The sequence below is a fragment of the Pseudomonas sp. JV241A genome (assembly GCF_900275665.1).
Lineage (GTDB): Bacteria > Pseudomonadota > Gammaproteobacteria > Pseudomonadales > Pseudomonadaceae > Aquipseudomonas > Aquipseudomonas wadenswilerensis.
Genome location: NZ_OPYO01000016.1, coordinates 96,978 through 116,041, shown reverse-complemented (window position 1 = coordinate 116,041; position 19,064 = coordinate 96,978). Strand labels below are relative to the sequence as shown.

Here is a 19,064-nt window from a genome sequence, read left to right as displayed (position 1 = left end):
ATAGATCTCATTTAGCCATTTGTAGCCAATTATTTCTGCAAATAGGAGATTCCATGTCATTGAGTACCTCCATCCCTGTGCCAGATGCCTCCGACGACGCCCCCGACTGGCCGGCCGCATTTGCCGAACGCTACCGCCAGGCCGGCTACTGGCAAGAGCAGACGTTCGCCCAGGCCCTCGACGCTGCCGCTGCCCGCAACCCTGCAGCAATCGCAATTACCGACGGCCCCTTGCACCTGAGTTATGCCAGCCTCGCGGACCGCTGCCGGCGCCTGGCCGGTGGCTTGCGTGCCCTTGGCCTGCAGGCCGGTGACAATGTGGTCGTGCACCTGCCCAACGGCAGCGCCTTTGTCGAAGTGTGTTTTGCCCTGTTTCGCCTGGGCGCGCGGCCGATCCTCGCCCTGCCCGCCCACCGCCAGCATGAGATCGGCGGCTTCTGCAGCTTTGCCCAGGCCACGGCCTACATCGGCTGCGATCAGCTGGAAGGCTTCGACTGTCGGCAGATGGCGCGCCAGCTGCGCGCCGCCAACCCCTGCCTGCAACACGTGGTGATCGAGGGTGTCGCCGAGGAATTCACCGCCCTAGACGAGCTGTACCGCAGCGAAGCACTGGAGCACGACGCCGGTCAGGCCGAGGCAGTGGCCTGCTTCCAGCTGTCGGGCGGCACCACCGGCACCCCCAAGCTGATTCCGCGCCGGCACGCTGAATACCTCTACAACGTGCGCGCCAGCAGCGCCGTCTGCGGCCTGGACCAGCACACCGTGTACCTTGCCGCACTGCCCATGGCGCACAACTTCACCCTGTGCTGCCCCGGCGTGATCGGTACCTTGCTGGCGGGTGGCCGGGTGGTGTGCAGCCGGCGCCCCGACCCGGACACCTGCTTCGCCCTGATCAGCGCAGAGCGGGTGACCGTCACCGCGTTGGTGCCACCGCTGGCAATGCTCTGGCTCGACGCCCAGGCCCAGCGCCAGGCCGATCTGTCGAGCCTGCGTGTGCTCCAGGTCGGCGGGGCGAAGCTGCTGAGCACCGCGGCGGCGCGGGTCACGCCGATACTCGGCTGCACCTTGCAACAAGTGCTGGGCATGGCTGAGGGGCTGCTCTGCTACACGCGCCTGGATGACCGCCAGGAGCTGATCCTGCACACCCAGGGCCGGCCGCTGAGCGCCGATGACGAAGTGCGCATCGTCGACGAACAGGGGCAAGCGGTGCCCGACGGTGAAGTCGGCGAACTGCAAGTGCGTGGGCCTTACACCATTCGCGGCTATTACCGCCTGCCGGCACACAATGCCAAGGCCTTCACCGACGACGGTTTCTATTGCAGCGGCGACCGGGTGCGGCGTACCGCCGAGGGTTACCTGGTGGTCGAGGGGCGGGACAAGGACCAGATCAACCGCGGCGGCGAGAAAGTCGCCGCCGAAGAAGTGGAAAACCTGCTGATCAATCATCCCCAGGTGCATGACGCGGCCCTGGTGGCGATGCCCGATGCGCTGTTGGGCGAATCCACCTGTGCCTTCATCGTCGCCCGCAATCCGGCGCCGTCGACGTTTGCTCTCAAGCAGCATCTGCGCAGCCAGGGCCTGGCCGCATTCAAGGTGCCGGACCGCATCGAGTTTGTGCCGCAGTTCCCGCAGACCGGGGTCGGCAAGGTCAGCCGCAAGGACCTGCGCGAAAGCCTGCGCCTGGCCTGGCTCGACGCCAACCGCGGGAGCAGCGCCTCGTGATCGCTGACCTGCTGACCCAGACCGAGCGCTGGGTGCGCCCCTATCGATTGTCGCCGATGCCGCGCTGGCGCCTGGTGTGCTTCGCCCATGCCGGCGGCAGTGCGAGTTTTTTCCGCGACTGGGCCTGCACCCTGCCCGCCGATATCGACCTGTTGGCGATCCAGTACCCGGGGCGCGAAGACCGCTTCAGCGAACCCTGCCTGACTGACATGCACAGCCTCGCCGAGGCCGCCAGCCAAGCGTTGCGCGGTTACGCCGATCGCCCCCTGGCCCTGTTCGGCCATAGCCTCGGTGCCGTGGTGGCGTATGAGGTGGCGACGCGCTTGGAGCAACAGGCAATCGCCGTCGGCCACCTGTTCGTTTCCGCCCACCCGGCTCCGCAGCGCCAGCGTGGCGGGCAGTTGCACAGCGGGCCGGACCAAGCGCTGCTGGACGATGTACAGCGCCTGTCCAGCCGGCCCAATCCGCTGCTGGAAGACCCGGCCCTGCGCGAGATGTTCATGCCCAGCCTGCGCAATGACTACCGCATTGTCGAAACCTACGGCTGCGCTGCGCCGCAACCGCTGAGCAGCCGGATCGCGGTGTTCTACCCCGAGCAGGATCCGGAGATCGACCTCGACGAAGCCTTGGCCTGGCAAGCCGCGAGCCTCCAGCCACTGCACCTGCAGCGCTGGCAAGGCGAACACTTCTACCTGATCGAGCAGCGCCAGGCGTTGCTCGATGCCCTGGCGGCCACGCTGCTTGGCCGTCGCCCGCTCACATCGCCCGCCCTTGAGGAATCCCTCTGATGAAATCCCCTGACGCTTGCGAAGGCCTCCCGGACATCCGGATCGCCATCGATTCACTGGACCACCAGATCATCGAACTCATGCGCCAACGCATGGCTTACGTCAAAGCCGCTGCCCGGTTCAAGCCGACCGAAAGCAGCATCGCCGCACCCGAGCGCGTCGCCCAGATGCTCCCGCAACGGCGCCAGTGGGCCGAAGAAGCCGGTCTGGATGCGCATTTTGTCGAAACCCTGTTCGCCCAGATCATCCACTGGTACATCGCCCAGCAAGTACGGCACTGGCGCACCATGAGAGTCCCGGCATGAGGGCCTTTACCCGGCTGGAAGAACACACCGCGGGGCTGACCCAGGTGTTCGAACAGGCTCGCCAGCGCGCCGCCGTGCAAGGCGCGCCGGTGCTGGCCAGCTACGCCCTGGCGATCGTCGAGCTGGACCTGCTGGAGCTGTTTTGCCGCGTCGACCAGCCCGACGCCGAGAGCCTGTTCTGGCGCGCGGCCGATGGCGGCAAGAGCCTGTTCGGCTGGGGCGTGGCGGCAGAACTGAGCGGCGCTGGCGGGCAGCGCTTCGCCATGGTGGAGCAGCAATGGCAGCAATGGCTGCACAGCGCGGTGATCCATGGCCCACAGCCTCCAGCGCTCTGCGGCGGCTTTCGATTCGATCATCAGGTCGAGGCCAGCAGCGCCTGGCAAGGTTTCGGCGATGCATCGATGCTGTTGATGACCTTGCTGCTGATACGCGACGGCGATCAATGCTGGCTGGTGTGCCAGCAGCGGATCGGCCCCTCGGACAATGCCGACAGCCGCTGCGAGCATGTGCTCAATGAATGGAACGGCCTGATGGATCGCTATCTGTCGCCGCCGGTCACCTTGGCGCCGCCGCAGCATACCCGTGACCAGTGCCTGCCGCGGGCATGCTGGGAAAGCAAAATCGCCCATGCCCTGGACGTACTGCGCGACAGCCCGATGAAAAAGGTGGTGCTGGCGCGTGAAGTAATCAGCGAGTACTCCCATGCCATCAGCCCTGGCCGAACCCTGGTACGCCTGGCCAGCAACGATCCCTCGGCGTACCTGTTCGCCTTTCGCCGGCAGCAGAGCTGCTTCCTCGGTGCTTCGCCGGAGCGCCTGGTAAAACTACACGACGGCCGCCTGCAAACCCAGGCATTGGCCGGTACCATCCGCCGCGACCCGGACCCGCAGCAAGACGCCCAGCTGGCGCAAGCGCTGATGGACTGCGAGAAGAACCGCCACGAGCATGCGCTGGTGGTGCAGATCATCCAGAGTGGCCTGGCCCCGTGGGCAAGCCAGTTACAGGTACCGTCGACGCCCGCTATACAGCGCCTGAGCCGGGTCCAGCACCTGAGCACGCTGATTGAAGGCCGCCTGCGCCCGCAAGCAGGCCTGCTGCAAGTGGTCGCGACGCTGCACCCGACACCCGCCGTCGGCGGCCACGAACGTCGCCAGGCCATGGAGCATATTCGCCGCTTCGAGGGTTTCGACCGTGGCTGGTACGCCGCGCCGCTGGGCTGGCTGGATGCCCGGGGCAACGGCGAATTCATCGTCGGCCTGCGCTCGGCACTGGTGAATGGCAAGCACGCCCGTTTGTTCGCCGGTTGCGGCATCGTGCACTGCTCGGAGCCTGCCAGCGAATACGAGGAAACCTGCATCAAGCTGGCCGGCATGCAGTTGGCCTTGCAGGCGTGAGCGTGGCAACAATCCCTGCCAGGCCAAAATAGCCGACAGGGATTGTTGCCCACTGCCTATAATTGGGTGGACCGGGGGCCAACCCGGGTACAGCCCTCTTCGGCGATCCGGACAGCCTTTGATATGAACAGCACCGCCATAACCACCTGCCTGCTCGCCCTCTGCCTGGCGCTGACAGCCGGTTGTTCGAGCAAACCCAAAGCACGTTACCTGGCGGCCAACGCCGGTTCCAACTGCCACGCCAAAGCCGTCCCCACTGCCGGCGAAGGCGGCCTGGCCTGGGGCGCGACCCTGCAGATCGCCCGGCAAAAATCCATGAACAACTGCATCCGCTATGCCGGGCGTTCCGGCGGCCTGCCCAACACCTGCAAAGTGGTGCTGGCCGAGTGCAAGCGCTAGCCATTCTGCAATCCATTCGCTATATAAATTTATATATAGCGTTGTCAATTTCCGCGTCTGGCTCTAGTATCTGCGGCGTTCTGCCGGTGCGCGTGTTCGCTTGATCGATTCGACCTGATAGCCCCTGGGGAGGGTGCTGTCGGCCGTTTTGCGTCACGCGCTATATAATAAAATATATAACGATACCAACAAAGGAGCGTCATGACGCCGTTCGCCCCCCGTACCCTGCTGCTCGCCCTGGCCGCGATCAGTGCCGAGGCCGCCGTGGCCGAGCAGAAAAAAACCTTCAGCCTGGGTGAAATCCAGATTTCCGCACCGCAGGATGATGCCCTGGCAACCGGCAGCAGCGTCGTCGAGCTGGATGACATGCGCCTGCACGACCGCGAGACCGTCGACCGCGCCCTGGCCCTGGCCCCCGGGGTGAATCTCGCCTACATGGGCGCGCGTGCCGAACAGGTGGTGTACGTGCGTGGCTTCGACCGTCTGCAGGTGCCGGTCTATATCGATGGCATTCCCACCTACGTACCCTACGACGGCAATATCGACCTGGGACGCTTCACCACCTACGACCTGTCGCGCATTGAAGTGGCCAAGGGCTTCGCCTCGTTGCTGTACGGCCCCAACACCCTGGGCGGGGCGATCAACCTGATCACCCGACGGCCCACCGAGGCCTTCGAAGGTGAAGTGGGCGGCGGCCTGGAGCTGACCGACCACGGCAACGTCAACGCTTATCGCAGCTATGCCAACCTCGGCTCCAACCAGGGCAATTGGTGGATGCAGGGCGGCGTGTCCTATGTCGACTATGACTACACGATGCTGCCGGACGACTTCGAGCCGACCAACAACCAGCAAGGCGAGGGTCGCCGGGAAAACAGCAACAAGCGTGACGGCAAGTTCAGCTTCAAGCTCGGCTTTACCCCCAACGACACCGACGAGTACGTACTCGGCTATGTCCAGCAGCAAGGCCGCAAGGGCCAGCCGCCCTACGCCGGCGACCTGCCCGCCACCGGCCAGCGCAAGCGCTGGTGGCAATGGCCGCAATGGGACAAGACCAGCCTGTTCCTGGCCACCAATACCCGCTTCGGCGAGCACGGCCTGAAGACCCGGGTGTACCGCGATACCTTCAAGAACTCGCTGGAAAGCTTCGTCTACAACAATGGCATCCCCGGCGCGATGCAGCCTGGTTTCCCGAGCAAGTACGATGATGAGTCCACGGGTTTCTCGGTCGAAGGCGACCTGGCCCTGAGCGAGGGCAACCGCCTGGGCATCGCCTACCACTTCAAGGAAGACGTGCACCGCTCGCGCGATGGCAGCGACCCGCAAACCCACTTTCGCGATCAGACCCAGTCCATCGCCATGGAAGACACCCTGCGCCTGAACGAGATTTTCAGCGTGGTCGGCGGCGTGTCGTACAACTACCGCAAGAGCCTTGAGGCCGAGAACTTCGGCACCAGCGCCGCCTCGCCGAGGGTCAAGACCCTGTATGACGAGCCCACCGGCAGCGATGATGCGCTCAACAGCCAGTTGGGCCTGTTCATGAACACCGGGCCGCTGCTGAACATCGATCACAACGGCCAGGTGCGCCTGACGGTGGCACGCAAGAGCCGCTTTGCGACCATCAAGGACCGCTACTCGACCCGCTTTGGCACGGTGATCCCCAGCCCCGACCTGAAATCCGAACGTGCCACCCACTACGAGCTGGGGTACAGCGGCGCGGTCAACCAGCAATGGACCCTGGACACGGCGCTGTTCGTCAGCAATATCGAAGACTCCATCCAGCAGGTCACCGTCGCCCCGGTAGCCGGTTGCGCGGCGCCGTGCGGCCAGTACCAGAACATCGCCAAGGCACGTAACCAGGGCGTTGAACTGGGCCTGCGCGGTGACCTGGGCAACTGGGAATTCAACACCAGCTACACCTACCTGGACCGGAAAAACCGCAGCAACCCCGAGCTGCACCCGATCGACACACCGCGCCACAACCTGTTTGCCTCGGCCAGCTTGAACCTTGATGCCTGGCGCCACACCGCCGGCGTCGAAGCCGCGTCGCGGCGCTACAACATGTCCGATGGCAGCCAGATGAGCGGCGGCTACGCGGTATACAACCTCAAGAGCGGCTACCGCTTCAGCAACGACGTACGCATCGAAGCGGGCATCCGCAACCTGTTCGATCGCCTTTATGCATACAGCGAGGGGTACCCGGAAAGTGGCCGCAGCTACTTCGTACAGTTCAATGTGCCGCTCTAAGGCCTGGCTGCTGGCCCTGCTGCTGGGCGCGGCCAGCGTCCAGGCGGCAGCGCCGCAGCCGGTGGTGGTGTTGACCAGCTACCCCGAGGAGATGATGACGCGCTTCGAAGAAGCCTTCGAGCGCGCCAACCCCGGCTATCGCCTGCAGATCCTCTGGCGCCAGGGCTTCGATGCCCTGCCCTATTTGCGTCAGGCCGATCAGGGCGGGGTCGATGTCTACTGGGCGCCGTCACCGGGCAACTTCAAGCGTTTGGCCCGGGACGCCGGCTGGCAGCCGCTGGGTGTCGACCTGGACGGTTTGCCGCCGCGCATTGGCGCCATCGCCCTGCGCGATCGCGCGGCTCGCTATCAGGCCACCGAGCTTGCCGGTTACGGCTTTGCCATCAATCCGGTCGAACTGGCCAAGCTGAACATGCCCGCCCCGCGAGACTGGCCGGACCTGCTCGATGCCCGCCTGCGCGGGCGCATCGCCCTGCCCGCCCCGCCGCGGGTCGGCTTTGCCCCGGTACTGCTGGATATCGTCCTGCAGGCCTACGGCTGGGACAAAGGCTGGGCCCTGTGGAGCGAGCTTGCCGGGCAATCGCGGCTGGTCAGCCGTGGCGGCACCCTGGTCAGTGACGAGGTGGCCAGCGGGCGCTCGGCGGTGGGCGTATCGATCGACTTCTTCGTTGCCTCGGCGGTGAGCAATGGCGAAGCGGTCGAGTTCATCTATCCCGCCCATGGCGGGCTCAACCCGGCGCATATTGCCATCCCCCGCCAGGCCAGGCAGGTCGAGGGCGCGCGGGCCTTTGTGCGCTTCGTGCTGTCACCTGCAGGGCAACGCCTGCTGGCCGATCCGGACATCCGCAAACTGCCGGTGCGCCCCAGCGTTTATGCCGATCTGCCAGCGGGCTATCACGACCCCTTTGCCGCCGCCCGCCAGGGTGCCTATGCCTACACCGACGACAGTTCGCGCGAGCGCCTGGCGCTGATCACCTCATTGTTCGAGCAATGGCTTGGCCAACCCCATGAGCGCCTCGGCGCGTTGTGGGCGCGGGTGCATGCCGGTGAAGCACAGGGCCGGGACCTGACCGCCGTGCGCGAGTTCCTCAGCGTGCCGCCCATCGACGAGGAGCAAGCCATGTCGGCGCCGTTGCTGGCGCTGTTTGCTCAACGTCAGGACCAGGGCATGCAACGTCAGCCGGCCAGCGACCAGGACGCCCTGGGCCGCGAGGAGATCGCCTGGCAGTTCCATAGTGCCAGGCAACAGGCGCAAGCCGAGCGCCTGCTTGCGGCCATGGGCCTGTGAAGCGCTATGGCCTTTGGCTGTTGCTCGGCATGCTGGTGAGCCTGCCCGCCAGCGCCGAGCACGCCGCCGTCAACCGTGAAGCCTTCGCCCAGCCCTTGCCAGGGCTGGGTGACGACCTGCAACGGGAGCGCTTCTTCCACGGCCGCAGTCTGTTCCGCCAGGCCTGGGTGGTCGCGCCCTCGCGGGACGAAGCGGTCGATGGCCTGGGGCCGCTGTACAACCGCATCAGTTGCATTGCCTGCCACCCGAAAAATGGCCGTGGCCAGGCCCCGGCCAGCGACCACGAGCCCCTGCGCACGCTACTGGTGCGGCTGTCGCGGCCCGGACGTGATGCCCATGGCGGGCCACTGCCGCATCCGGCCTATGGTGATCAGCTCAACGAATCGGCCATTCCCGGCGTGGCCGGTGAAGGCCGGGCGCATGTCCGCTGGCAAGAGCAGTTTGTGACCCTGACGGATGGTGAGCGCATCGGCCTGCGTTCGCCACGGCTGAGCTTCAGCGAGCTGAACTATGGTCCATTGGATAACGTGCACACCTCGATGCGGGTTGGCTCACCGGTGTTCGGCCTGGGCCTGCTCGAAGCCATCGAGGCCAGCACCCTGCAAGCGCTGGCCGACGCGCCTAAACCTGATGGCGTGAAAGGCCGCGTCAACCAGGTGTGGAGCGTCGAGCGCCAGCGCCTTGAGGCCGGGCGCTTCGGCCTCAAATCGAACCAGCCGGACCTGCGTCAGCAGATTGCCAGCGCCCTGCACGGCGACCTGGGGATTACTTCGCCGCTGTACCCTGAACAGAACTGCACGTCGATGCAACAGGACTGTCGCCAGGCGGTCAGTGGCGGTGCGCCGGAGCTCGATGCCCTGCAACTGGGTGACCTGCACTTCTACCTGGCGCATCTGGCGCCACCGCCGCGGCGAGGCCTGGACAATCCCGAGGTGCAGCGTGGCGAGCGGCTGTTCAATGAAGCGGGATGCGCCCAGTGCCATCGCCCGCGCCTGACCATGGGCCAGCATCCGCTGTACCCGCTGTTGTCAGCGCGGCAGATCGAACCTTACAGCGACCTGTTGCTGCATGACATGGGGCCGGGCCTGGCCGATGGGCGCGACGACTACCTGGCCAGCGGCAGCGAGTGGCGTACCGCGCCGCTGTGGGGGCTGGGGCTGATCGAGCGGATCAACCCCGGCGCCGGGTACCTGCATGACGGCCGGGCGCGTACGCTTGAGGAGGCGGTGTTGTGGCATGGGGGTGAAGGGGCCGTGGCGCGGGAGCGATTTGCAGGCTATTCGATGCAAGATCGCCAGATGTTACTGGAGTTCTTACGTTCACTTTAGATTGATGCAGGGCCCTACAGGCCCTCTCATCGTCTGGTAAAAATTACGCCAGCCTCCGCCCCGACACAGGTGTTCATAACGTTGGGCATCAAAACACTGATGGAAAGAAAGTTTCTCAGGCTCATCGGTTCAGGCTCAATGAACCGACACTGCACAGCGGCTTTACGCTGCACTCGCTTTGCGACGACGCCACAATTACCGTTCTTGAACGCCGTGCGGTTGTTAACCAGTGAAGGCGATTTTTGGTAGCTACTGATTATTTCCTTCATCTTTCTACGGGCGTTAAACAGCTCGGAAAGCACGTCAAGCATACCGATCAGCGTTACGCAGCCACAGACGTATACAATAAAATTTACGTACGACACACACTGCCACTCAACACACTGCTCCGCAGCAACGGTATTGACTAGTTCATATATAGCCATCGCCACAATCAGAGATGTCAGTGCAGTAGCAATTGACAACACAGCAGATCGCGTGCCGCGCATATGCTGTCGTAACTGCCTGACCAAGGCGTCATCCATTCCGTGCTTGCTGGCCAGGAACCAGCTTTTCAATACCACCTCGAACCCAGGGGCGCCCCCTTGAATGTCACTGACCGCCTTTTGGACTTTCCCCAGCACAAACGACCGGTGTTTTTTAAAGTCGCAACTCAGGTGAAAACTCATGACGCGCTTGACTGGCTTGCCAGCCTGAAGCTCTGTCGCATCGACACCCAGCGACACCCCGCCGCCCAAGGGAAGGGCAAACCCCTGCCCGCGCATGAAAATGACCATCAATAACACAATAACCGTCGAGCACAACAAAACTGCTGGGTGCGCGGACAGGTTTTTATGAAACTCGCTGCCCTCTCCGGAACAGACAATAACAGTCGCATTTAAAAAACTAAAAATCGACAGCAGTATGATGACAAAGAAAACGTCTCGCCGATTGACCCAATAAAGCGCTTGGAAGCTATTCTCGGTGAGCGGGACCTTGTTCGCTTTGACCCGATGAGTCACCCACAAAAAACCAATGATTGCGGCGATACACATAAAACCGGCGTACTGCAGCACAATTGCAACATAGCCCAGCTCAAGAACGCCACGAATACCATTCAACAACAAATCCATCACCATACCCTTCCAAGCCCCATACACTCCTCACCCCATCAGCAGCGGTATATATTGCTATATATTACCAAACTAAACACTAGCAGGTACTTGCGTGCCATTGTGATAGCCATTCAGGTATAGGGATAAGCTCAGGGTCAAGGTAACACGCCAGGTATTTGTGGTTCTCCATCAACCGACCAGGATCTTGATAGTCTCGTGCCGTCTCCAGCAAGGCCTCCCAAGCCGCTGCGGCAATCTTCTCCAAGCGGGGGCAATGCTGCGTCGTGTAGGTGGCCATTTTCTCGGTGGTCATTACATAACCTGCCAGCGTGTGCAGATAATCAGCAACGTTTTCGGTAAAGTCGGCCCGAGCTGTTACGCCGGATGGCACAGCATTGATCAGTTCAAGCAAGCGCTGGAAGCCCGCCTGACTGTAGAGTGGCGAATCTACCGAAAACATCCGCCAATACAGCGAACCCTGTTGACGGCTTGATAGATCTTTCGCTTGTTGTATGCCTCTGGCTGGGGTAAACGCCTCAAGGGTACTGTCAATGGCCACCGAGGCTAATGAGTGTGCCAGTTTATCGATGAACTTAAGGTGGCGTTGACCCGTCCTTTTTTCCAGCGGATGTCGATAGAGCATCTCCTGCATCCACTCGAACAGCTCGATCTTGCTACGGCACAACTCAAGCGCACGTTCGAGCAACTGCTCTTCGCGTTGCAAAAAGTCCCGAGGCACCGATGCCGACAGGAAGGGCATTCTGCTCAACAACGTATGATTCCACAGGCGCTTGAAGGCGTCGAAGCTCTGGCAACTCTCCTGGATGGCCGGATCACTCATGCGCCAAGCAGTTTCAAGTAACGAAAGCTGCTTATGAGCAGCATCGGTAAACGACCGGCGCAACCCTTCACTGCCCTGATCGATCATTTTCCGTGAAGCATCCTCGTAGTCAGTCAGCACCCGGTCCAGAAACTCACGGCCCACATCACCAGGACGCTTGAAGGCAATGTCAACGCACTGTCTAATAAATGCAGACACCTGCTTGGCGTCTTCTTGCTTGTTCCAGGACCGAAGAAATTCCTGGTATTCCTTTTCAGTGAAAACGGGCTCGCTGATCAGCAGCTTTGCCTGTTTTGCAATCAACTTTGCGGGCACGCGCTCACACAGCAAAAGGAATTCTTGAACCTTGTGCTGTAATGCCTCGAAACCCACCTCGCCTGCCTTGATGGATTCAGCTACAAAGCTGTCTGTTTTTGCTTTCAGACCAATTTCTGAGGATTGCAAAGCCCTTGTGAGCGCACGCTCGGTTGCCGGCGCTTCATGGCGCAAGATGGTCTGCAAAACAATGACTTCCCAGCGAAGCTCGTGGCTAACATGCCTTCCGGCCACCTCCTTGTACAAACAGAGTTCCCGGACAATCGCTTTAGCCAACCGCGGATTACCCGGCATACAGTCGACGACCCTGGCAAAGGCCGGCCTGGGTATGAACGCCAAATTCTGCTCATACAATGACCAGGCCAGGCTGGCTGCCTGCTCGGCCTCGGGTTCCGGCAAGTGGAAGCGAATATCAATGATCTTTTCCAGAAACCGCTGGGCATCAGGGCCGAAGGCTTGCGAATGGTCCTTGAGCGCTTTGCTGACAACTTCCAGGTCAAATGCCAGGACGAAGACGAACCTTGGCCAGTCCAGCAACTCTTTCAGGCTCATCAGTACGCTGGGGATCAATTTGGGGTCAATGCGGTCGAGGTCGTCGATAAATACCAGCACCTGAACCGAATGCAGCTCAGCCTGCAAAGCACGCAAATCTTCGGCACCTGCTTTTAGCCGTTTTGGTAGCCAGGCGAGCAACCTGTGCATGCCCCCTGCTGCGGTAGTCGCCAGTGGCGCGCCAGGCAGAAGCTTCAGCCCCTCGTCGACAACGACCTTCACCACATCGGCCATGCTGCCCAGCTTCGCCGCGGCGTCCTTGGCCCATCGGGCCAGCCTGGGTACTTTGATCTGCTGTTTGCCCAATTGGCCGAGCAATGCCCGGTAAAAACTTTCTATCCCACCTTGCTCGGTTGCGCTCCAGGCTGAAAACCGCACAACCACCCAATGTCGATCTGCCTGACAACGCCGGTGATTCTCTTCCTCGGCCTGGCGCTCGATGAAATTCAGCACACTGGTCTTGCCACTGCCCCACCTGCCGCACAGGGCAATTCGCGTAGACCATGCGGGTGTTGCACTGGCGGCGCGCAAAACCGATCGGGCGATGCTCCAACGATCGAGCAGATCGTCGTCGCGTTGTTGCGCAGCTCTGTCGTGACCTTCGACTGCAACTTGTACTTCACGCGCTAGCATTCTTACTCCGGCGGTATCCCTGCATGGCCTCTGGCCATCAATCCAGCAGCATACCCTCGAAACGCTGCCCTCACATCCCTCATATCATTCCCGATGATAATAACCTTCGCCCCATTCGATTCGTTGTTAATAGTTACAAATCGCAGAATCCGCCCACTATCAATAAATTGGCGGACTCCCCATGGAACAGTCACTCAAACCTTTGCGTTACCCCCTTGCTCTATTGGCTGTATTGGTGATGAGTGCCTGCGGTCGCACCCCGGAGGCCGTGCAGGCGCCGGCGGCGACCAAGGTCAGCGTGGCCAAGGTACTGGAACAACCGATCAACGAATGGGACGAGTTCACCGGCCGCCTGGAGGCACCGGAAACCGTCGAGGTGCGCCCGCGCGTCTCCGGGCAGATCGACCAGGTGGCCTTCACCGAAGGCGCCCAGGTGAAAAAAGGCGATCTGCTGTTCCAGATCGACCCACGTCCGTTCCAGGCTGAGGTCCGCCGCCTCGAAGCCCAGCTGCAACAAGCCCGCGCCACCGCCATCCGCAGCGAAAACGAAGCCCAGCGCGGCGAGCGCCTGCGCAGCAGCAACGCGATTTCCGCCGAGCTGGCCGAATCGCGCACCAGCGCCGCCGCCGAAGCGCGTGCCGGTGTCGCCGCGATCCAGGCCCAACTCGATCTGGCACGCCTGAACCTGAGCTTCACCCGCGTGACCGCACCGATCAGCGGCCGGGTCAGCCGCGCCCAGTTCACCGCCGGCAACATCGTCACCGCCGATGTGACGCCGCTGACCAGCGTGGTCTCCACCGACAAGGTCTACGCCTACTTCGACGCCGACGAGCGCGTGTACCTCAAGTACACCCAGCTGGCGCGCGACGGCCAGCGCGGCCAGAGCACCCCGGTGTACCTGGGCCTGTCCAACGAAAGCGGCAACCCGCACCTGGGCCAGATGAACTTCGTCGACAACCAGGTCAACCCCAAGACCGGCACCATCCGTGGCCGCGCAGTGTTCGACAACACCGACGGCCAGTTCACCCCGGGCCTGTATGCACGCCTGAAACTGGTCGGCAGCGCCACCTACTCGGCGGTGCTGATCAACGACGAAGCGGTGGGCACCGACCTTGGCAAGAAGTTCGTGCTGGTCATGGACAAGGACAACAAGGCCGCGTATCGCGCCGTTGAACTGGGGCCGAAACTCGAAGGCCTGCGCATCGTGCGCAATGGCCTGAGCAAGGATGACCGCATCGTCGTCAAGGGCCTGCAACGGGTGCGCCCGGGCTCGCCGGTCGACCCGCAGGACACGCCGATGGCCAGTGAAGCGACCATCGCCGCCCTCGCCCAACAACGCCAGGTGCTCGAGGCCAGTGTCCAGGGCAAAGCCGTGGCCACCCCCAGCGTAAAACTCGCCAGTGCCTCGGCACCGCGCGGTTAAGGGATCAGTCCGATGAATTTTTCCAAGTTTTTTATTACCCGGCCGATCTTCGCCGCGGTGCTGTCGCTGTTGATCCTGATCGCCGGCAGCATCTCGCTGTTCCAGCTGCCGATCAGCGAATACCCGGAAGTGGTACCGCCCACCGTGGTGGTGCGCGCCAACTTCCCCGGTGCCAACCCGAAAGTGATCGGCGAAACCGTCGCCGCACCGCTTGAGCAAGCGATTACCGGGGTGGAGAACATGCTTTACATGTCCTCCCAGTCCACCGCGGATGGCAAGCTGACCCTGACCATCACCTTTGCCCTGGGCACCGACCTGGACAACGCTCAGGTGCAGGTGCAGAACCGTGTGACCCGGACCCAGCCCAAGCTGCCCGAGGAAGTGACGCGGATCGGCATCACCGTCGACAAGGCTTCGCCCGACCTGACCATGGTCGTGCACCTGACCTCGCCGGACAACCGCTACGACATGCTCTACCTGTCCAACTACGCCATCCTTAACATCAAGGACGAACTGGCCCGCCTGGGCGGCGTCGGTGACGTGCAGCTGTTCGGTATGGGCGACTATTCGCTGCGGGTCTGGCTTGATCCAAACAAGACCGCATCGCGCAACCTGACGGCCAGCGACGTGGTTGCGGCCATTCGCGAGCAGAACCGTCAGGTGGCTGCCGGTCAACTCGGTGCCCCACCCGCACCGGGGACCACCAGCTTCCAGTTGTCGGTGAACACCCAGGGCCGCCTGGTCAGTGAAGAAGAGTTCGAGAACATCATCATCCGCTCAGGCGCCGATGGCGAAATCACTCGCCTGAAGGACATTGCCCGGGTCGAGCTCGGCTCCAGCCAGTACGCCCTGCGCTCGCTGCTCAACAACCAGCCGGCCGTGGCCATCCCGATCTTCCAGCGCCCAGGTTCCAACGCCATCGAGATCTCCGATGAGGTCCGTGGGAAAATGGCCGAGCTGAAGAAGGACTTCCCCGAAGGCATGGACTACAGCATCGTCTATGACCCGACGGTGTTCGTCCGCGGTTCGATCGAAGCCGTGGTACATACCCTGTTCGAAGCACTGATCCTGGTGGTACTGGTCGTTATCCTGTTCCTGCAGACCTGGCGCGCCTCGATCATTCCGCTGGTGGCCGTACCAGTGTCGCTGATCGGCACCTTTGCGGTGATGCACCTGTTCGGCTTCTCGCTCAACGCCCTGTCGCTGTTCGGCCTGGTACTGGCCATCGGGATCGTGGTGGACGACGCCATCGTCGTGGTGGAGAACGTCGAGCGTAATATCGGCCTGGGCCTCAAGCCGCTGGAAGCCACGCAAAAGGCCATGGGCGAAGTGACCGGGCCGATCATCGCCACGGCGCTGGTACTGTGCGCGGTGTTCGTGCCAGCCGCGTTCATTTCCGGCCTTACCGGGCAGTTCTACAAGCAGTTCGCCCTGACCATTGCCATCTCGACGGTGATCTCGGCGTTCAACTCCCTGACCCTGTCGCCGGCCCTGGCCGCGGTACTGCTCAAGGAGCACCACGCCCCGAAAGACCGCTTCTCGAAAGTGCTTGAGCGCCTGCTCGGTGGCTGGCTGTTCGGCCCGTTCAACCGCTTCTTCGACCGGGCCAGCCATGGCTACGTCGGCGCGGTCGGCCGGGTCATCCGCAGCAGCGGCATCGCCCTGTTCGTCTACGGTGGCCTGATCATCATGACCTGGCTGGGCTTTTCTTCGACGCCGACCGGTTTCGTGCCGGCGCAAGACAAGCAGTACCTGGTCGCCTTCGCGCAACTGCCGGATGCCGCCAGCCTCGACCGCACGGAAGCGGTGATCAAGAAGATGAGCGAGATCGCCCTCAAGCAACCTGGCGTGGCCGACTCGGTGGCCTTCCCGGGCCTGTCGATCAACGGCTTCACCAACAGCCCGAACAGCGGCATCGTGTTTACCCCGCTCAAGCCGTTCAATGAGCGTAAAGACCCGAGCCAGTCGGCCGCGGCGATTGCCGCCGCGCTGAACGCGCAGTTCGCCGGTATCGAAGACGCTTACATCGCCATCTTCCCACCGCCGCCGGTACAAGGGCTGGGCACCATCGGTGGTTTCCGCCTGCAGATCGAAGACCGTGGCAACCTGGGTTATGAAGCGCTGTACAAGGAAACCCAGAACATCATCGCCAAGAGCCACAACGTGCCGGAACTGGCCGGGCTGTTCACCAGTTACCAGGTCAACGTGCCGCAGGTCGATGCCGCCATCGACCGCGAGAAAGCCAAGACCCACGGTGTCGCCATCAGCGATATCTTCGACACCCTGCAGATCTACCTGGGTTCGTTGTACGCCAACGACTTCAACCGCTTTGGCCGCACCTACCAGGTCAACGTCCAGGCCGAGCAGCAGTTCCGTCTCGAAGCCGAGCAGATCGGCCAGTTGAAGGTGCGCAACAACCAGGGCGAGATGATCCCGCTGGCGACCTTCATCAAGGTCAGCGATACCTCGGGGCCGGACCGGGTCATGCACTACAACGGTTTCATCACCGCCGAGATCAATGGCGCCGCCGCCCCGGGCTACAGCTCCGGGCAAGCGGAAAAGGCCATCGAGAAGCTGCTCAAGGATGAACTGCCCAACGGCATGACCTTCGAATGGACCGAGCTGACCTACCAGCAGATCCTTTCCGGCAACACCGCGCTGTTCGTCTTCCCGCTCTGCGTACTGCTGGCCTTCCTGGTGCTGGCCGCCCAGTACGAAAGCTGGAGCCTGCCGCTGGCGGTGATCCTGATCGTACCGATGACCCTGCTGTCGGCGATTACCGGGGTGATTCTGTCCGGTGGCGACAACAACATCTTTACCCAGATCGGCTTGATCGTACTGGTGGGGCTGGCGTGCAAGAACGCCATCCTGATCGTCGAGTTTGCCAAGGATAAACAGGCCGAAGGCCTCGACCCGCTGGCTGCGGTACTGGAAGCCTGCCGCCTGCGTCTGCGACCGATCCTGATGACGTCGATCGCCTTCATCATGGGGGTGGTGCCGCTGGTGTTCTCTTCCGGTGCCGGTGCTGAAATGCGTCATGCCATGGGTGTAGCGGTGTTCTCCGGGATGATCGGGGTGACCTTCTTCGGTCTGCTGCTGACGCCGGTGTTCTTTGTCCTGATCCGCCGTTACGTGGAACGCAGCGAGGCCCGCAAAGCGGCGCGTGCGCTGAAGCTGGAGAGTCATGCATGAACCGCAATCTGAAACTCTTTATGCCGAGCCTGTTGGTCCTGGCCCTGGCCGCCTGTGCGGTAGGCCCGGACTACCAGGCGCCGGACACCGCGGCGGCGCAGTTGAGCGCGGCCAATGAACCGAGCGCCAAGGCATCGTTCGACCGCAGCCGCTTCGAAAGCATCTGGTGGAAGCAGTTCGACGACCCGGTACTCAACAAGCTGGTCAGCCAGTCGCTGGACGGCAACCGTGAATTGCGCGTGGCCTTCGCCCGCCTGAAAGCGGCGCGGGCGATCCGTGACGATGTCAGCAACGACGCCCTGCCAACCGTGACCAGCCGTGCCAGCGCCGACCTGGGCAAGGGCCAGGTCCCTGGCCAGACCGAGGACCGGGTCAACAGCGAACGCTATGACTTGGGCCTGGACATGGCCTGGGAACTGGACCTGTTCGGCCGCATCCAGCGCCAACTGGAAGCCAGCGATGCCGAGCAGGACGCCGCGCAGGCCGACCTGCAGCAGCTGCAGGTCAGCCTGATCGCCGAACTGGTCGATGCCTATGGCCAGCTGCGCGGTGCACAGTTGCGCGAGAAGATCGCCCTGGCCAACCTCAAGACCCAGCAGGATTCGCGTGGCATCACCGTAACCCTGCGTGACGCCGGGGTCGGCAACGACCTTGACGTGGTGCGTGCCGATGCCCGCCTGGCGGCGGTCGAGGCCAGCGTGCCGCAACTGCAGGCCGAACAGGTGCGGGCGCGTAATCGCATCGCCACCCTGCTTGGCCAGCGCCCGGACGCCTTGGCCATCGACCTCTCGCCCGCGCAGTTGCCGGCCATCGCCAAGGCCTTGCCGGTGGGTGACCCCGGCGAGCTGCTCAAGCGCCGCCCGGATATCCGCAGCGCCGAGCGCCAGTTGGCAGCCGCCACGGCCAACATCGGCGTGGCCACGGCCGACCTGTTCCCACGGGTCAGCCTCAGCGGCTTCCTTGGCTTTACCGCCGGGCGCGGCTCGCAACTGGGCTCCTCGGCCGCCAAGGCCTGGGCCCTGGGCCCGAGCATCACCTGGGCGGCCTTCGACCTGGGCAGCGTGCGCGCCCGCCTGCGCGGTGCCAATGCCGATGCCGAGGGTGCGCTGGCCAACTATGAACAGCAGGTGCTGCTGGCCCTGGAAGAGTCGGAAAACGCCTTCAGCGACTACAGCAAACGCCAGGAACGCCTGCTGGCCCTGCTGCGCCAGAGCGAAGCCAGCCGCAAGGCGGCGGACCTGGCCTCGATTCGCTACCGCGAAGGCACGGTCGATTACCTGGTGCTGCTCGACGCCGAACGCGAGCGCCTGAGCGCCGAAGATGCCCAGGCCCAGGGTGAAGTCGACCTGTACCGCGGCATTGTCGCCATCTACAAGGCCCTCGGTGGCGGCTGGCAGGCTGAGAGCGTGGCCGCGGCGAACTGATTCAACGGCTCCTTTGGTTGGTTTCTGACCGGCCCTTTGCCCCGCTTGCGGGGCTTTTTTATGGCCGATCGCGGGGCAAGCCCGCTCCTACAGGTTTGGCATCGCTGCGATATCTGTAGCCCC

Annotated in this window: 13 protein-coding genes; 11 read left to right on the top strand and 2 right to left on the bottom strand. The window is 62.9% G+C overall.

All coding sequences use genetic code 11. The features are described 5' to 3' along the window. Positions 1-59 precede the first annotated feature (59 nt). The 8 genes from JV241A_RS10910 to JV241A_RS10875 all read left to right on the top strand — a co-directional run bounded on the left by JV241A_RS10910 (position 60) and on the right by JV241A_RS10875 (position 9,467). Positions 60-1,721 (top strand): (2,3-dihydroxybenzoyl)adenylate synthase, encoded by a 1,662-nt coding sequence (locus JV241A_RS10910; RefSeq protein ID WP_275670883.1) that lies wholly within the window; start codon positions 60-62, stop codon positions 1,719-1,721. Then, positions 1,718-2,509 carry an alpha/beta fold hydrolase gene (locus tag JV241A_RS10905; RefSeq protein WP_275670882.1) on the top strand — a complete coding sequence of 264 codons (792 nt, stop codon included), beginning with the start codon at positions 1,718-1,720 and terminating at the stop codon, positions 2,507-2,509. Before JV241A_RS10910 ends, JV241A_RS10905 begins: the two co-directional genes overlap by 4 nt. After that, positions 2,509-2,814 (top strand): isochorismate lyase, encoded by a 306-nt coding sequence (locus JV241A_RS10900; RefSeq protein WP_115086436.1) that lies wholly within the window; start codon positions 2,509-2,511, stop codon positions 2,812-2,814. Before JV241A_RS10905 ends, JV241A_RS10900 begins: the two co-directional genes overlap by 1 nt. After that, positions 2,811-4,208 carry an isochorismate synthase gene (locus JV241A_RS10895; RefSeq protein WP_115086435.1) on the top strand — a complete coding sequence of 466 codons (1,398 nt, stop codon included), beginning with the start codon at positions 2,811-2,813 and terminating at the stop codon, positions 4,206-4,208. Before JV241A_RS10900 ends, JV241A_RS10895 begins: the two co-directional genes overlap by 4 nt. 123 nt (positions 4,209-4,331) lie before the next feature. Further along, entirely contained in the window at positions 4,332-4,607 is a 276-nt protein-coding gene (locus JV241A_RS10890) for a hypothetical protein (RefSeq protein WP_115086434.1), read from the top strand. Between the two features lie 201 nt (positions 4,608-4,808). Continuing rightward, a complete protein-coding gene (locus JV241A_RS10885; protein ID WP_134062430.1) occupies positions 4,809-6,851 on the top strand; it encodes a TonB-dependent receptor in 2,043 nt (680 codons plus the stop codon). Continuing rightward, entirely contained in the window at positions 6,838-8,139 is a 1,302-nt protein-coding gene (locus JV241A_RS10880) for an extracellular solute-binding protein (RefSeq protein WP_134062428.1), read from the top strand. The genes JV241A_RS10885 and JV241A_RS10880 overlap by 14 nt, the downstream gene beginning before the upstream one ends. Next, complete coding sequence (locus tag JV241A_RS10875; RefSeq protein WP_240047854.1) at positions 8,136-9,467, top strand: di-heme oxidoredictase family protein; 1,332 nt, start codon at positions 8,136-8,138, stop codon at positions 9,465-9,467. Before JV241A_RS10880 ends, JV241A_RS10875 begins: the two co-directional genes overlap by 4 nt. Before the next feature lie 26 nt (positions 9,468-9,493). Here the strand turns inward: JV241A_RS10875 and JV241A_RS10870 are convergent, their stop codons facing one another. Both JV241A_RS10870 and JV241A_RS10865 read right to left on the bottom strand, forming a co-directional pair. Beyond that, the gene (locus tag JV241A_RS10870) at positions 9,494-10,579 is read right to left on the bottom strand and encodes a hypothetical protein (RefSeq protein WP_134062426.1); all 1,086 of its coding nucleotides are present in this window, start codon (positions 10,577-10,579) and stop codon (positions 9,494-9,496) included. Positions 10,580-10,658: 79 nt separating this feature from the next. Further along, positions 10,659-12,902, bottom strand: coding sequence for a P-loop NTPase fold protein (locus tag JV241A_RS10865; protein ID WP_134062424.1), 2,244 nt, complete (start codon positions 12,900-12,902; stop codon positions 10,659-10,661). A 181-nt stretch (positions 12,903-13,083) separates the two neighbouring features. Here JV241A_RS10865 and mexE point away from each other — a divergent pair, with 181 nt between their 5' ends. From mexE to JV241A_RS10850, 3 genes are read left to right on the top strand one after another with little or no spacing between them, the layout of a single operon-like run. After that, positions 13,084-14,325, top strand: a complete 1,242-nt coding sequence (mexE, locus tag JV241A_RS10860; protein WP_115086431.1) for a multidrug efflux RND transporter periplasmic adaptor subunit MexE — start codon at positions 13,084-13,086, stop codon at positions 14,323-14,325. Between the two features lie 12 nt (positions 14,326-14,337). Beyond that, on the top strand, positions 14,338-17,517 hold the full coding sequence (locus tag JV241A_RS10855) for an efflux RND transporter permease subunit (RefSeq protein ID WP_115086430.1): 3,180 nt from the start codon (positions 14,338-14,340) through the stop codon (positions 17,515-17,517). Further along, complete coding sequence (locus JV241A_RS10850; RefSeq protein WP_115086429.1) at positions 17,514-18,941, top strand: efflux transporter outer membrane subunit; 1,428 nt, start codon at positions 17,514-17,516, stop codon at positions 18,939-18,941. The genes JV241A_RS10855 and JV241A_RS10850 overlap by 4 nt, the downstream gene beginning before the upstream one ends. Positions 18,942-19,064: the final 123 nt, after the last annotated feature.